The 14,164-nt window shown below is 73.0% G+C and carries 15 protein-coding genes; 8 read left to right on the plus strand and 7 right to left on the minus strand.

The window, feature by feature from the left end; translation table 11 throughout:
* Positions 1–238: 238 nt before the first annotated feature.
* Together ACIBZJ_RS19955 and ACIBZJ_RS19960 are read left to right on the plus strand one after the other, a co-directional pair.
* Entirely contained in the window at positions 239–1,804 is a 1,566-nt protein-coding gene (locus ACIBZJ_RS19955) for an ATP-binding protein (protein ID WP_395931571.1), read from the plus strand.
* Positions 1,801–2,481 carry a response regulator gene (locus ACIBZJ_RS19960; RefSeq protein WP_395931573.1) on the plus strand — a complete coding sequence of 227 codons (681 nt, stop codon included), beginning with the start codon at positions 1,801–1,803 and terminating at the stop codon, positions 2,479–2,481. Before ACIBZJ_RS19955 ends, ACIBZJ_RS19960 begins: the two co-directional genes overlap by 4 nt.
* Here ACIBZJ_RS19960 and ACIBZJ_RS19965 read toward each other — a convergent pair.
* Positions 2,471–3,418, minus strand: coding sequence for a zinc-binding alcohol dehydrogenase family protein (locus ACIBZJ_RS19965; protein WP_395931575.1), 948 nt, complete (start codon positions 3,416–3,418; stop codon positions 2,471–2,473). The genes ACIBZJ_RS19960 and ACIBZJ_RS19965 overlap by 11 nt on opposite strands.
* Before the next feature lie 61 nt (positions 3,419–3,479).
* Between ACIBZJ_RS19965 and ACIBZJ_RS19970 the strand changes: the two genes are divergently transcribed.
* Positions 3,480–4,067: a TetR/AcrR family transcriptional regulator C-terminal domain-containing protein gene (locus ACIBZJ_RS19970; protein WP_395931577.1), complete on the plus strand. Its 588-nt coding sequence runs from the start codon at positions 3,480–3,482 to the stop codon at positions 4,065–4,067.
* Positions 4,068–4,079: 12 nt separating this feature from the next.
* Here the strand turns inward: ACIBZJ_RS19970 and ACIBZJ_RS19975 are convergent, their stop codons facing one another.
* Entirely contained in the window at positions 4,080–5,171 is a 1,092-nt protein-coding gene (locus ACIBZJ_RS19975) for a CaiB/BaiF CoA transferase family protein (RefSeq protein WP_395931579.1), read from the minus strand.
* On the minus strand, positions 5,171–5,935 hold the full coding sequence (locus tag ACIBZJ_RS19980; protein WP_395931581.1) for a crotonase/enoyl-CoA hydratase family protein: 765 nt from the start codon (positions 5,933–5,935) through the stop codon (positions 5,171–5,173). The genes ACIBZJ_RS19975 and ACIBZJ_RS19980 overlap by 1 nt, the downstream gene beginning before the upstream one ends.
* Before the next feature lie 114 nt (positions 5,936–6,049).
* Here ACIBZJ_RS19980 and ACIBZJ_RS19985 point away from each other — a divergent pair, with 114 nt between their 5' ends.
* The gene (locus ACIBZJ_RS19985) at positions 6,050–6,844 is read left to right on the plus strand and encodes an acyl-CoA thioesterase (protein ID WP_395931583.1); all 795 of its coding nucleotides are present in this window, start codon (positions 6,050–6,052) and stop codon (positions 6,842–6,844) included.
* Here the strand turns inward: ACIBZJ_RS19985 and ACIBZJ_RS19990 are convergent.
* Both ACIBZJ_RS19990 and ACIBZJ_RS19995 read right to left on the minus strand, forming a co-directional pair.
* Positions 6,822–7,793 (minus strand): alpha/beta hydrolase, encoded by a 972-nt coding sequence (locus tag ACIBZJ_RS19990; RefSeq protein ID WP_395931585.1) that lies wholly within the window; start codon positions 7,791–7,793, stop codon positions 6,822–6,824. The genes ACIBZJ_RS19985 and ACIBZJ_RS19990 overlap by 23 nt on opposite strands.
* Before the next feature lie 24 nt (positions 7,794–7,817).
* Positions 7,818–7,970: a hypothetical protein gene (locus ACIBZJ_RS19995; RefSeq protein WP_395931587.1), complete on the minus strand. Its 153-nt coding sequence runs from the start codon at positions 7,968–7,970 to the stop codon at positions 7,818–7,820.
* 96 nt (positions 7,971–8,066) lie between these two features.
* Here ACIBZJ_RS19995 and ACIBZJ_RS20000 point away from each other — a divergent pair, with 96 nt between their 5' ends.
* Genes ACIBZJ_RS20000 through ACIBZJ_RS20015 form a run of 4 tightly spaced genes read left to right on the plus strand, consistent with a single transcriptional unit; the run spans position 8,067 to position 13,471 of the window.
* On the plus strand, positions 8,067–8,816 hold the full coding sequence (locus ACIBZJ_RS20000) for a beta-phosphoglucomutase family hydrolase (protein ID WP_395931589.1): 750 nt from the start codon (positions 8,067–8,069) through the stop codon (positions 8,814–8,816).
* Complete coding sequence (locus ACIBZJ_RS20005; protein WP_395931591.1) at positions 8,813–11,176, plus strand: glycoside hydrolase family 65 protein; 2,364 nt, start codon at positions 8,813–8,815, stop codon at positions 11,174–11,176. Before ACIBZJ_RS20000 ends, ACIBZJ_RS20005 begins: the two co-directional genes overlap by 4 nt.
* 41 nt (positions 11,177–11,217) lie before the next feature.
* On the plus strand, positions 11,218–12,069 hold the full coding sequence (locus ACIBZJ_RS20010) for a DUF4231 domain-containing protein (RefSeq protein WP_395931593.1): 852 nt from the start codon (positions 11,218–11,220) through the stop codon (positions 12,067–12,069).
* 25 nt (positions 12,070–12,094) lie between these two features.
* Positions 12,095–13,471, plus strand: a complete 1,377-nt coding sequence (locus ACIBZJ_RS20015; protein ID WP_395931595.1) for an Hsp70 family protein — start codon at positions 12,095–12,097, stop codon at positions 13,469–13,471.
* 40 nt (positions 13,472–13,511) lie between these two features.
* Here the strand turns inward: ACIBZJ_RS20015 and ACIBZJ_RS20020 are convergent, their stop codons facing one another.
* Positions 13,512–13,838, minus strand: coding sequence for a DUF3349 domain-containing protein (locus tag ACIBZJ_RS20020; RefSeq protein ID WP_395931597.1), 327 nt, complete (start codon positions 13,836–13,838; stop codon positions 13,512–13,514).
* A gap of 3 nt (positions 13,839–13,841) precedes the next feature.
* Positions 13,842–14,156, minus strand: a complete 315-nt coding sequence (locus ACIBZJ_RS20025) for a hypothetical protein (RefSeq protein ID WP_395931599.1) — start codon at positions 14,154–14,156, stop codon at positions 13,842–13,844.
* Positions 14,157–14,164: the final 8 nt, after the last annotated feature.

Here is a 14,164-nt window from a genome sequence, read left to right on the forward strand (position 1 = left end):
GCCTCGGCTGCTCCGGCGTCGGCCTGCTGGATCTGGACCTGACGCGACCTTCGGCGCTTCACGACGGGCGGCCACCTTCGCGGTGGCCGCCCGTCGTCGTGGTGGCTGGGGAACTGTCGAGCGTGGTTCGGCGGGCGCAGGCCGACGACTCGGTTAGCGCAGGTCGGAAGGTACGAAGGGGCCGTGGGGGTCCCTCGGCTGGTTTTAACATGGCGATCATCAACGAGAGGTTGCCATCGTGTTACGCGGGAAAGAGTGGAGCCTCGCGAGGCAGCTGTTCCTGCTGCAGATCGCGGTGATCACCGTCGTCGTCGCGGCCGGCCTCGGCGCCGCGATCTACCAGGCCCGGCACGCCGCCGCCGACAACGCGCAGGCCCGGGCGCTCTCGATCGCCCGGGCGGTGGCCGCCACCCCGCAGGTGCAGGACGCGCTCTTGTCGCCGCGGCCGACGGCCGTGCTCCAGCCGTACGCCGATCAGGTCCAGCACGCGACCGGTACCGACTTCGTCGTCGTGATGAGCCCGGACGGCATCCGCTACAGCCATCCCGACGTCACGCAGATCGGCAAGAGGTTCCTCGGGCACACCGACGCCGCACTGCGCGGCGAGAGCGTCACCGAGACCTACACCGGCACGCTCGGCCCCTCCGAGCGCGCGGTCGTGCCGATCACGATCGCCGGCACCGTCCGCGGGCTGGTCGCCGTCGGCATCGTGCAGAGCGCCGTCGACCGCGGCCTGCAGAGTCAGCTACGGACGCTCGCCCTCGCCGGAATCGTGGCGCTGATCGTCGCCGCGGGCGGAACCTGGCTGGTCAACCGGCGCCTGCGGCGCCAGACCCACGACCTGGGTCCGCGTGAGCTGAGCCGGATGTACGAGTACTACGACGCGGTGCTGCACGCGGTCGGTGAGGGACTGCTGCTGCTCGACCGCGGTGGCCGGGTGCAACTCGTCAACGACGAGGCCCGGCGGTTGCTCGACCTCCCGGCCGACGCCGTCGGGCAGCGTGCCGACGCGCTTCCCACGCTGAAAGCGCTGGCGGCCGGCGAGCAGCGGGTGGACGAGATCCACCTGACCGGTGACCGGGTCCTGGTCGTGAACCAGCGCCCGGCCGGGGGCGGCAGCGTCGTGACGTTGCGTGACCACACGGACCTGCAGGCGCTGACCGGCGAGCTCGACTCCGTGCGCGGCTTCGCCGAGTCGCTCCGCGCGGCCGCGCACGAGGCCGCGAATCGGTTGCACACCGTGGTCTCGCTGATCGGACTCGGGCGGGTCGCCGAGGCGCAGGACTTCGCGACCGGCGAACTCGCCCTCACCCAGCGGCTCGCCGACCGGGTCGTCGAGTCGGTGGACGAGCCGGTTCTGGTGGCGCTGCTGCTCGGTAAGGTCGCGCAGGCCCACGAGCGGGGAGTCGAGCTGGTGCTGGATCCGGACGCGCAGGTGCCGCTCGGCGTCGCCGACCCGCGTGACCTGGTCACGATCGTCGGCAATCTGATCGACAACGCGGTCGACGCCGCGGTCGGCGCCCCTCCGCCGCGCCGGGTCGAGGTCGGCGCCTGGCTGGACGCGGACCAACTCGTGCTGCAGGTGGCCGACTCCGGCAGCGGCCTGGACGCCGAGCAGGTCGAGAAGGCGTTCGCGCGCGGCTGGTCGACGAAGACCGACGAGCGGCTGATCGGCCGCGGTCTCGGGCTGGCGCTGGTGGGGCAGGCCGTGCACCGGCACGGTGGCCGGATCGACGTCAGTCACGACGCCGGTGCGGTGTTCACGGTCCGGCTGCCGGTGCGGGCCCGGGTGGCATTGTCGTGATTCCGGTCCTCGTCGTCGAGGACGACCCGATCGCCGCGGACGCGCACGCCGATTACGTCCGCCGGGTCGCCGGGTTCGAGGTCGTCGGAACCGCGCTCAGCGGTGCCGACGCGTTGCGCGAGCTGGCCCGGACGCCCGTCGACCTGGTGCTGCTCGACATGAACCTGCCCGACCTGCACGGCCTCGACGTCTGCCGCCGGATGCGGGCGGGCGGCCACCGCGCCGACGTCATCGCGGTGACCGCGGCCCGCGACCTGAACACCGTGCGGTCGGCGGTGAGCCTCGGCATCGTCCAGTATCTGATCAAGCCGTTCGTGTTCGGCACGTTCGCCGACAAGCTCGAGCAGTACGCGGCCTACCGGACCCAGGTCGCCGGGCCGGGCGTCCTGGCCGGCCAGCACGAAGTCGACCGGGCGCTCGCGCTGCTGCACGGCCGGGGGCAGACCGGGTTGCCCAAGGGGATGAGCCCGGAGTCGCTCGACGCGGTGACGGCCGTGCTGCGGACGGCGTCCGAACCGGTCTCGGCCAGCGAGCTCGCCGAGAACCTCGGGATGTCGCGGATCACCGCCCGCCGGTACCTCGAGCACCTCACCGACGCCGGCCTGGTGACCCGCGCCGCCCGCTACGGCCGTGCCGGGCGCCCCGAACTCGAGTACACCTGGAACGTCAAGGGGTGACGACGAGGCGTTTGCCGCGCAGGTCGGTGCGTTGCCAGGCCGCCTCGACATCGGACAGGGGCACGACCTCGCGGTCGAAAGTGAGCGCGCCGTCCCGCGTCCAGGTCAGGATCTGTTCGTACACCTCGGCCATCCCGCCACCGTCGAGTCCTTTGGCCGCCCCGTAGATCTCGACGCCGGACGTGCGCAGGCTGTCGGCCCGGAGCCCGAGGGTGGCACTGCCCGCGGCCTCGCCGATCTGGACGATGCGGGTCGGTTTCGCGAACGCGAACGTGTCCGGCACCAGTGCCCGCAGCAGCGTCTCGGTCGGCCGTCCCCAGAGGTAGTCGAGCACGACGTCGTAGCCGTCGCCGCGCGCGTCCCGGAACGCGCCGGTGAGCTCCTCGTCGGACACCCGGGTGTCGATCACTGTGTCGGCGCCGAGCGCGGCCAGGGCCTCGGAGTCGCGGCCGGTCGCGACGATCCGCCCGGCGTCCAGCAACCGGGCGACCTGCACGGCGAGGCGGCCGGCGACGCCGGTCGCGCCCTGGATCAGGACGGTCTCGCCGGCCCGGAACCCGGCTGCGGTCCGCATGGCCATCCCGGTGAACGCCGTGGCCAGCACGGGCGCGACGGTGGCGTCGACGCCCTCCGGGATCGGCGCGTACGCCCCCTGGTCGACGACGGCCTTCTCGGCGAGTGCCCCGTACGGCGGCTTCAGGTTGCCGAACCCGACGAGCGTCCCGTCCGGCAGTGCACCGACCCCGTCGAAGCAGGGGATCAGCGGGAACACCGGGTCCGTGCTCGTGTAGTGCTCGCCGGCCGCGACCTTGCGGTCGACGTTCTCGACCGCGACCGCGCGGACGTCGATCAGTAACTGGCCGGGGCCCGCAACCGGGTCGGGGAAGTCTTCGTAGACCGGTACGCCACCGCGCTCGTGGATCACTGCTGCCTTCACGGTTCCGCCTCCCTCTAACAGTGTTAGAGAGACGGTACTCTCACGACGGTAGGGAGGGACAGTGACGGTCAACCGGGAACGGCTCGTCGCCGAGGCGGTCGGGCTGCTGGACGAGGGCGGGCTCGCCGCGGTGACGTTCCGGAGGCTCGCCCAGCGGCTGGGCGTCCAGGCGCCGACGCTCTACTGGCACGTCAAGAACAAGGCCGCGCTGGTCACGGCACTGGCCGAGGCGATTCTGGAGCCGATCGAGCTGCGGCCGACAGAGTCCGGCGAGGGGTGGCAGGACTGGTTGTCGGAGCTGGCGCAGCAGTTGCGCCGCGCGTTGCTCGCGCATCCCGACGGCGCGCAGGTGGTCTCTCAGGCGCAGCTCTCGCTGCGGATGGCCGAGCTCTCCGAAGTCGCGATCCGGACGCTCAGCGAGAGCGGCCTGCCACTGCGCGACGCCCGGCTGACCGTGCTGGCCGTCGAGCGGTTCACGATCGGGCACGTGCTCGAGGAACAGAGCGGGCCGCCGGACGTCGAGGGCTTCGACCCGGAGGCGTACTCCGCCCGCTACCCGACGGTGGTGCGGGCGATCGGCGAATACTTCGAGCCCGGGCGCACGGTCGACGACCTGTTCCGCGACACCCTGGCGGTGATTCTCCGCTGAGGTGTTCCCTGTCTACCGGCTGAGCCAGTCGCGCAGGACCTCGTCGTTGTTCGCGCCGGGGCCGGGCGGGGGCGTGGGGATCCCCGGCGGCGTGCGGGAGAAGCGGGGGGCCGGCGCGGCCTGCGGGACGCCGTTGACGTCCGCGACCGTGCCCCGCGCGGCCACGTGCGGGTGCGACGAGGCCTCCCCGAACGACAGCACCGGCGTGACGCACGCGTCGGTGCCCTCGAACACCGCGGCCCACTCGTCACGGGTCCGGGCCGCGAACAGCTCGGTGAAACGCTTGCGGATCGCCGGCCAGTTCGCCCGGTCGTCCCGGTTCGGCAGGTCGTCGACCTCGAGCCCGGCGATCAGCGCGGCCCAGAACTGCGGCTCGAGCGCACCGACCGCGACGTAGCGACCGTCGGCGCACTCGTACGTGTCGTACCAGGGCGCGCCGCCGTCGAGCAGGTTCGCGCCGCGCTCGTCCGACCAGATCCCGGCGCCCCGGAACGACCAGAACATCTGGGAGAGCAGCGTGGTGCCGTCGACCATCGCGGCGTCCACGACCTGGCCCTGACCGGAGCGTTCCCGCTCCCACAGCGCCGAGAGGATGCCGACCAGCACGAGCATCGAACCGCCGCCGAAGTCGCCGACGAAGTTCAGCGGCGGCACCGGACGCTCACCAGGCCGGCCGATCGCGTGCAGCGCGCCGGTCAGCGAGATGTAGTTGATGTCGTGCCCGGCGCGGGGAGCCCACGGGCCGTCCTGGCCCCAGCCGGTCATCCGCGCGTAGACCAGCCGCGGGTTGATCGCCGCGCAGTCGTCGGGGCCGACGCCCAGCCGCTCGGTGACGCCGGGGCGGTACCCCTCGAGCAGGACGTCGGCCACCGCGATCAGCTGCCGCAGGCGTCCGAGGCCGTCTTCGTCCTTGAGGTCGAGCGCGATCGAACGGCGTCCGCGCAGCAGCTGGTCGTACGTGCCGGCGGCCGGGTCGTAGCCGGGCACCGGCCGGTCGACGCGGACGACGTCCGCGCCGAGGTCGGCGAGGATCATGGCCGCGTGCGGCCCGGGGCCGATGCCGGCGAGCTCGAGGACCTTCAGGCCGGAGAGCGGTCCGGGCATCAGCGGCCCTTCCAGACCGGCGCGCGCTTCTCGGCGAACGCGCGGGAGCCCTCCTGGGCGTCGGCCGACCCGAGGACCGGAGCGACCAGCGGGCCCTGCTTGGCCCAGAGCTCGGCTTCGGTCCAGTCTTGCGACTGGACGATGATCTGCTTGGTCGCGGCGACCGCCAGCGGTCCGTTCGCGGCGATGCGGGCGCCGAGCGCCCTGGCCGCCTCGAGCGCGCCGCCGGGCGTCGTCAGCTGGTTGACCAGGCCGAGCCGGTAGGCGTCCACGGCCGGCAGCGGATCACCGGTGAGCGCGAGCTCCATCGCGACGGCGGCCGGGATCCGCCGGGGGAGCCGTACCAGGCCACCGGCCGCGGCGACCAGGCCGCGCTTCACCTCGGGGATGCCGAACTTCGCGTCCTCGGCGGCGACGATCAGGTCGCAGGCCAGCGCGATCTCGCAGCCGCCGGCGAGCGCCCAGCCCTCGACCGCCGCGATCACCGGTTTGTGCGGCGGGGCCATCGTGATGCCGCCGAACCCGCGCTTCTCGTCGTTCGGGTTCTCGCCCGCGACGAACGCCTTCAGGTCCATCCCGGCGCAGAACGTGCCGCCCGCGCCGGTGATGATGCCGATCGTGAGGTCGTCCCGCTCGTCCAACTCGTCGAGGGCCGCGGAGACCCCGGCGGAGACCGCACCGTTGACCGCGTTCCGGGCGGCCGGCCGGTTGATCGTGATGACCGCAACGCCGTCGGCGTGGTCGACCAGTACCTCGTCGCTCACCGCACCCAGCCTCTCGCCGTCGAGAACTGCTCCCGCAAGGAACCTAGCGGAGCGCGGCGGCGCATATCCGTTGATCCGGTCACAGCTGACCGGAAGTCCGGATACGGTTCCGGCGTGGAGCAGACCGCGACCGGCGAGTCGGCGATCGTCGACCTCTTCCGCCTCGACGAGGTCGGGCCCGACCACTTCCGGGCGTCGACCGTGTACGACGATCCGCGCCCGATGTTCGGTGGGCAGCCGGTGGCGCAGGCGCTCCGGGCGGCCGGGCTGACCGTGCCGGACGAGCGCCTGCCGCACTCGCTGCACGCCTACTTCCTGCGGGGCGGCGACGCCCGGCAGCCGATCGACTACCGCGTCGACCGCGATCGCGACGGCCGGTCGTACTCCGCCCGCCGGGTCACCGCGCTCCAGGGCGACGACCTGATCTTCACGATGTCGTGCTCGTTCACGATGCCGGCCGACGGCCCGGACCTGGACGTGGACGCGGTTGCGGCGCCGGTGCCTCCGGCCGGGAAACCGGTCGGCATGGGCCGGTTGGCCTCGATGGAGACCGTGCTGCCGCCGTCGCCCTACCCGGACAGCGAGTGGCCGACCCGGTACTGGGTCCGGTGCACGGCCCGCCTGCCGGACGACCCGCTGCTGCACGCGTGCGTGCTGGCCTACGTCTCGGACGTCTCGAACGGCACCGCGCCGTACCACGACGAGGCCGCGAGGTCCGGGTCGAGCCTCGACCACGCGCTCTGGTTGCACCGGCCGGTCCGGGCCGACGAGTGGGTGCTGCTGGACCTGGTGCCGCACACGATCGCGGAGGGACGCGGGTTCTACAGCGGCACGATGCGGACGGTCGACGGCACGCTGGTGGCGTCGATCGCGCAGGAGTCCCTGTTCAGAAACCGGAGAAAAACCTGATCCGGTCTTCCATCGCTCGCTGCGAGACCGCCGCGTCCGGGGCCAGGAGATCGAACGCGTGCGGCGCGCCCGGGTGCAGGTGGAGCTCGACCGGCGTGCCCACCCGGGCCAGCCGCGCCCCGAACGCGAGCGCCTCGTCCCGGACCACGTCCAGACCGGCGATCTCCAGGTAGGTCGGCGGCAGTCCGGCGACGTCCCCGGCCCGGGCGGGTGCCGCGTACGGCGCGGTGTGCCCCGGCTCCTCGTCGATCGGCCGGCCGAGGACCGCGGCCCAGGCCGCACGGTTGTCCCGGTGGGTCCAGATCGACTCCCGCCCCAGCAGCGGGTCCGCGGTGACGGTCCGGTCGTCGAGCATCGGCTGGATCAACGCCTGTCCGGCCAGCGTCGGACCACCGCGGTCACGGCCCAGCAGCACCGCCCCGGCCACGATCCCGGCTCCTCCGCAGTCCCCGGCCACCGCGATCCGGCCCAGGTCCGCGCCGAGCTCGTCGGCGTGCTTGGCCGCCCACACGATCGCCGCGTAGGCGTCTTCGACGCCGGCCGGATACGGGTGCTCCGGCGCGAGCCGGTACTCCACGGCCAGCACGGGGACGCCGCTCGCGGCGGCGTAGACGCGCATCAGCGGGTCGTAGAGGTCGACGCCGCCGGCGATCATCCCGCCGCCGTGCAGGTAGACGACCAGGCCGGTCGAGGGAAAGCCCCGGCGGCGGTAGAGGCGCAGCGGCACCCGCGTGCCGTCGGCCGAGGCCGCGCCGTGCTCGCTGACGTCGACGTCCGGCGGCGCCGGTACGCGCTCGAACAGGGCCCGGTAGAGCGGCTCGAGGGCGGCGCGGATCCCGAGCGCGTCGGAGTGCCCGGGTCCGTCCTCCGGATCGGGGAGCGGCACTGCGCCGAGCGCCGCACGGATCTCCGGGTCGAGGCCGAGCATCATTCCTGCCTCCCGATACATGCCTGTAAGAGAATTTTGTACAGTTTACCGGGACGTCGCGACGCCAGGGGTCGGCCTCCCCACCAGCCGTGGCGCTTCGTCCAGACCAGCAGCCAGCCGGAGAGCGCGGCCATCGCCGGCGAGCAGCCCGGGCAGGTCGTCCGCGGACGCCTTCTCGACCCCGCCGGTTCCCAGCACTCGAACGTCCAGGATCCGGATCGAACCACTGCCACGTGAACAGGAAGTTCATCGAGCATTGGGAGGCAGGACCCACCACGTGCCTAGCCTGGGACCATGGGAACGCTGGGATTACCGCCATCGGTGCGCGGGTGCCTGTTCGACCTCGACGGCGTGGTCACCCGCACCGCCGCACAGCACGCCCGGGCGTGGAAGCAGACGTTCGACGCGTTCCTCGCCGAGGACGCGGAGCGGCGCGCGGTGCCGTTCGTCCCGTTCACGATCGAGAGCGACTACGTCCGCTACGTGGACGGCCGGAAGCGGCTCGACGGGACCCGGGCCTTCCTCGCGTCGCGGGGGATCGACCTGCCGGAGGGCAGCCCGGACGACCGGGCCGGCACGACCACCGTGTACGGCCTGTCCAACGCCAAGAACACGCTGGTCCTGCGCCTGATCGACACCGAGGGCGTCGAGGTGTTCGACGACGCGGTCGAGTACCTGCACGCGCTGCGCGACGCGGGACTGCCCCGGGCGGTGGTGACGTCGTCCGCGAACGCCCAGCAGGTGCTCAAGGTCACCGGGCTGACCGACCTGTTCGACCTGCGGGTGGACGCCGTCCTCGCGGCCGAGAAGGGGCTGGCGGGCAAGCCGGCTGCCGACACGTTCCTGGCCGGCGCCGAACTGCTCGGCCTGCGGCCGCACCAGGCCGCGGTGTTCGAGGACGCGCTGTCCGGCGTCGCGGCCGGGCGGGCCGGGCAATTCGGCCTCGTGGTCGGCGTCGACCGGGTCGGGCAGGGTGACGAACTGAAGACGGCAGGCGCCGACGTCGTGGTGAAGGCGCTCACGGATCTCCTGGAGGACCGATGATCGGATCAGGACCGTTCGACGTCGACCCCTGGTCGATCCGCGAGACCGGGCTCGACCTGGACCGGTTACCGGCCAGCGAGTCGGTCTTCACGCTGGCCAACGGGCACATCGGCTTACGCGGCAACCTCGACGAGGGCGACCCGCACGGTCTGCCGGGCACCTACCTGAACTCGTTCTGCGAGACGCGCCCGCTGCCCTACGCCGAGGCCGGCTACGGCTATCCGGAAACCGGTCAGGCGATCGTCAACGTCACGAACGGCAAGCTGATCCGGCTGCTGGTCGACGACGAGCCGCTCGACGTCCGCTACGGGCAGGTCCGCTCGCACGAGCGGGTGCTCGACTTCCGCGACGGCACCCTGACCCGGCGGCTGGAGTGGGTCTCGCCCGCGGGCAAGGTCGTCCGGGTGGAGTCCGAGCGGCTGGTCTCGCTGGTCCAGCGTTCGATCGCCGCGATCAGTTACACGGTGACCGCGGTCGGCCAGCCGGTGCAGCTCGTCGTGCAGTCGGAGATCTTCGCGAACGAGGAGCTGCCCGCCTCGGAGCGGGACCCGCGGATCGAGGAGGCGCTCCCGCGCCCGCTGCATCCGGAGGTCCACAACAACGACACGACCGGCGCGACGCTGCTGCACAGCCTGCGCGGCACCGGTCTGCGGATGGCCGCGACCACGGACCACCAGGTCTCCGGCCCGGCCGGCACCGAGACGCACTCGAGCTCCAGCGAGAACATCGGGCGGACGACGGTCATCTGCCGCCTGGCGCCCGGCCGCACGCTGCGGATCGTCAAGTTCCTGGCCTACGGATGGTCGTCGCAGCGCTCGCTCCCGGCGCTGAACGACCAGGTCCGGGCCGCGCTCACGGCGGCGAAGTACACCGGGTGGGACGGCCTGAAGGACGAGCAGCGCGAGTACTTGGACCGGTTCTGGGACAGCGCGGACGTCGAGATCGAGGGCGACGGCCAGCTCCAGCAGGCGGTCCGGTTCGGGCTGTTCCACGTCCTGCAGGCCGGTGCCCGCGCCGAAGGCCGGGCGATCCCGGCCAAGGGCCTCACCGGGCCCGGCTACGACGGCCACACGTTCTGGGACACCGAGACGTTCGTGCTGCCGATGCTCAGTCACACCGTTCCGGACGCGGCCGCGCACGCGCTGAAGTGGCGGCAGAGCACGCTGCCGCTGGCGGTGGAACGGGCCGAGACGCTGGGCTTCAACGGTGCGGCGTTCCCGTGGCGGACGATCCGCGGCCAGGAATGCTCGGGCTACTGGCCCGCCGGTACGGCCGCGCTGCACGTCAACGCCGACATCGCGGACGCCGTGCTGCGGCACGTCAGCGCGACGAACGACGACGAGTTCGAGCAGACGACCGGCGTCGAACTGCTCACCGCGACCGCGCGGCTCTGGCGGTCGGTGGGTCACCACGACCCGGCCGGCGGCTTCCGGATCGACGGCGTCACCGGCCCGGACGAGTACAGCGCGATCGCCGACAACAACCTCTTCACGAATCTGATGGCGCAGCGCAACCTGCGCGGTGCGGCGGCCGCGTGCCGCCGCCACCCGGACGTCGCCCGCGGCCTCGGGGTCGACGACGAGGAGATCGCCGGCTGGGACGACGCCGCGGCCGCGATGGTGCTGCCGTACGACGAGAAGCGCGGGGTGCACGCCCAGGCGGAGAACTTCACCAGCCACGCGATGTGGGACTTCGCCGGTACCCCGGCCGACAAGTACCCGCTGCTGCTGCACTTCCCCTACCTCGACCTGTACCGCAAGCAGGTGGTCAAGCAGGCCGACCTGGTGCTGGCGATGCAGCTCTGCCCGGAAGCGTTCACGCCGGAGCAGAAGCAGCGCAACTTCGCCTACTACGAGCAGATCACCGTGCGTGACTCGTCGCTGTCGGCGGCCACCCAGGCCGTGATGGCGGCCGAGACCGGGCACCTCCAGCTCGCCTACGAGTACCTGTGCGAGACCGGCATGCTCGACCTGCACGACCTGGCCGGCAACACGTCCCACGGGCTGCACATCGCGGCGCTGGCCGGGGTCTGGTCGGGTGTCGTGGCCGGGTTCGGCGGCATGCGTCACCTCGAGGCGGGTCTCGCGTTCTCGCCGCGGCTGCCGCACGAGCTGTCCCGGATCACGTTTTCGATCCGCTGGCGGGGGCGGCGGCTGCGCGTCGAGATCGCGTCCGGGAAGGTCTGGTACAGCCTGGCCGAGGGCGCCGAGATGGAGCTGATCCACCACGGCGAGCGGCTCACCGTCCCGGCCAACAGCGCGGTGATGGCGCTGATCCCGCCGGCCGAGCCGGTGGAACCGCTGCGTCAGCCGCCCGGCCGGGAGCCTCTGGTCCGCCGTCTGCGGGAGGGCCGTGACTAGGTAGCCGCGCGGCTCGTGTGCGGCTGTGCCACTCTGCTCCTGTGGGGGACGACGACCTGCCTGCGCCGTTTGCCGTGGCCGACGCCGCCTCGCTGCGGGGCCAGACCCTGACCCAGGCCGGCACGGCAGCCCGGCTCGGTGGTGCGCTGCTGGCCGCCGCCGGTGGCGCGGCCGGTCTGACCGCCGGCCGGTTCGACCTGGTCGGCGTCGTCGCCGCGATCGGCTTCGCCGTCGCGCTCGGCGGCGAGCTGCTGCTGCTCGTGCGGCACCCCGAACGCGACTGGTACCACGGCCGGGCGGTGGCCGAATCCCTCCGGACGCTCGGCTGGAAGTACGCCGTGGGTGGTGCCCCGTTCGACGCCGAGCCGCCGGGAGAACTGCTGGACGCCCGGGTCGGGGCGGCGATCGGTGCCGGGCGGGGTGAGCTCGCGGTGCCGTTCACGGCCCCGGCCGCGACGACGGCGATGGAGGCGATCCGGGCGCTGCCGTTCGCCGAGCGCCGGGAGCGGTACGCGCGCGACCGGATCGGCGTCCAGCTCGGCTGGTACACGTCGAAGGCCGCCGCGAACCGGCGCGGCGCCCGGTGGTGGCGGGTCGGGCTGATCGGCGGCGAGGCGGTCGCGCTGGGACTCGTGCTGCTGCTGCCGTCGCACTGGGCCGGTGTCCTCGCGGTGGCGGTCGTCGCCGCGGCGTCCTGGGCCGGGGTGAAGCGGTACGAGGAGCTCGCGGCGGCCTACACGGTCACCGCGGCCGAGCTGGGGCTCGTCGCGGAGACCGTGCGCGGCGCGACCGAGGCCGGTTGGGCCCGGGTCGTGTCCGACGCCGAGCAGGCGATCAGCCGGGAGCACACGCTGTGGCTGGCGGCCCGGGCCGACCCCGGGAAGGCGCGATGAGCGTGGAGCTGCCAGGCTGACCGGTGTGGAGAGTGGATACCTACTGGCGATCGATCTCGGCGTCACCAATACGGTCGCGGTGCTCAGGTCTCCGGCCGGTCGGTCCACTCCGCTGATCTTCGAGGGCGACACCGTGCTGCCGACCGGTGTCCTGCTCGAGCCGTCCGGCCGCGTGGTCACCGGCCGGGAAGCGATCCGCGCGTCCGCGCAGTTCCCGGAGCGCTACGAGGCCGCACCCCGCTCCCGCGCGGCCGAGGCCGTCTTACGCCTCGACGGTACCGAGACCACCCCGGCCGACCTGCTCAGCGCGGTCCTGGCGACGATCGGCGAGGCCGCGGTCGCGGTCGCGGGCGCGATCCCGGACGCGGTGCTGACCCATCCGGTGCTCTGGCGGCGGTCCGAGGAGGGCGTGCTCCGCCGGGCGGCCGCGCAGGCGGGCATCGGCCAGGTCACGCTCCTGGCCGAGCCGATCGCCGCGGCGTCCGTGCTGCCGGTGCCGCTCGGCGCCCACGTCGTGGTCGTGGACGTCGGCGCGCGCGGCTTCGAGGCGTCGGTCGTGCGGCACGAGGACCACGGGTTGCGCGTCCTCGCGGTCGGCGGCGACACCACGATCGGCGGCCGCCGGATCGACGCCGCGATCGCCGCCCACCTGGCCGGCACCGCGGGCCGCCAGCGCCGGGACGCGTGGCGTGCGATCGACCGCCCCCAGGACGCCGAGCAGCGCCGGATCCAGCGCGCGTTCTGGGACGACGTCCGGGCCGCGAAGGAGGCGCTGGCCGTCAACGACCGGGTGCCGGTGACCGTGCCCGGCTTCTCCGCACCGCAGACGCTGACCCGCGCCGATCTGGAGCGGTTCGCCCGTCCGCTGGCCGACCGGGTCGGGCGGGTGACCGGCCGGGTGTTGCGCGAGGCCGGGGTCCGCCCGTACGACGTCGAGACGCTGCTGGTGATCGGGGGCGCCGCGCGGCTCCCGATCCTGGCGCCCGCGCTCTATCTCGCGCTGGGCATCGAGCCGGTGCTGGTCGAGCGTCCGGAGATCGTGGTGGCGGTCGGGGCGCTGCGGCACACGGTCGCGCACAGCGGGGTCAGCGCGACGCGGGCCCGGCCGCCGGCGGTGGTTCCGGCGCCCCGGCGGGCCCCGTCGACCGGTGCCCCGGCGGCGGTGGCGCGATGGGCGCGGTCGGCCACCCGGGTGATCCGCCGCCCGATCGGGGAGTTGCCCGCTCCGCCGCGACGGGCCGCGCTGACCACGTCGAACGAGTCCGTCGACAGCCTGCCGGTGCTGCGCGAGCGCCCGGCACAGGCGCCCGCCCCGGTGCGCCGGTACGGCTGGGCGCTGATCCTCGCGCCGGTCATTTTGCTGCTGCTCGTCGTCGCCCTGGTCGTTCTGGTCATGACCTGAGGCCCCGCGCGACGCGCGGGGCCCCGGGGTGAGACCGCCGTTACTGCGGTGCGTCGGCGAGCGGCCATCCACCGGCGGCGAGCCGGGCCGAGACCCGGGCCACGTCGTCGGGGGAGGCCTGGTCCAGCGTCGCCTCGCCGATCAGCTTCTCGATGTCGTCCGTGGTGATGTCTTCGCCCTGGATGGCGAGCATCGCGAGGTCGTTCGCGATCTGCCGGACCTCGTGCTCGGTGAGCTTGCGACGGAGCAGACCGAGGAGCACGACGTAGTCCTGCTTCGGAACACCACTCGGGTAACCGGCACGCAGCCAGTCGAGAGCCCGGGTGAGGAAACTGGTGCGCGTCTCGTCGCCGAGGGGGGTCGTCATCGGTCAGCCCTTGTTCTCGATGGTCGGGTAGACGTGCTCGAAGCTCAGAACCTTCCCGAACCCGAACGCGATGATGTAGGTGATGCCCAGAAGCGCGATCAGTACGACGAGCGCGAAGCAGAGGATCCCGACGATCCGGCCGGCCGGGTGCGCCGCCGGAGCCGCGGTGCCGTCGGCGTGGACCTCGGCCTCACCGCCGGTACCCCAGGCCATCGCCCGGATCCCGAACGCGAACAGCGTCGGGAGCCCGGCGCCCAGGAGGAGGCCGAGGACCAGAACTTTCCAGGCCGCCTGTAATGCCAGTGACACGTTGTGCATGTGAGGTC

It is taken from the genome of Cryptosporangium sp. NPDC051539 (assembly GCF_044454545.1).
Classification (GTDB): domain Bacteria; phylum Actinomycetota; class Actinomycetes; order Mycobacteriales; family Cryptosporangiaceae; genus Cryptosporangium.

Excerpts from the sequence above, each read along its gene's own strand:
- ACIBZJ_RS20020 (WP_395931597.1), bottom strand. The coding sequence starts at position 13,838 with ATGACGACCCCCCTCGGCGACGAGACGCGCACCAGTTTCCTCACCCGG.
- ACIBZJ_RS20005 (WP_395931591.1), top strand. The coding sequence starts at position 8,813 with ATGATCGGATCAGGACCGTTCGACGTCGACCCCTGGTCGATCCGCGAG.
- ACIBZJ_RS20000 (WP_395931589.1), top strand. The coding sequence starts at position 8,067 with ATGGGAACGCTGGGATTACCGCCATCGGTGCGCGGGTGCCTGTTCGAC.
- ACIBZJ_RS20025 (WP_395931599.1), bottom strand. The coding sequence starts at position 14,156 with ATGCACAACGTGTCACTGGCATTACAGGCGGCCTGGAAAGTTCTGGTC.
- ACIBZJ_RS19975 (WP_395931579.1), bottom strand. The coding sequence starts at position 5,171 with ATGCCCGGACCGCTCTCCGGCCTGAAGGTCCTCGAGCTCGCCGGCATC.
- ACIBZJ_RS19990 (WP_395931585.1), bottom strand. The coding sequence starts at position 7,793 with ATGTATCGGGAGGCAGGAATGATGCTCGGCCTCGACCCGGAGATCCGT.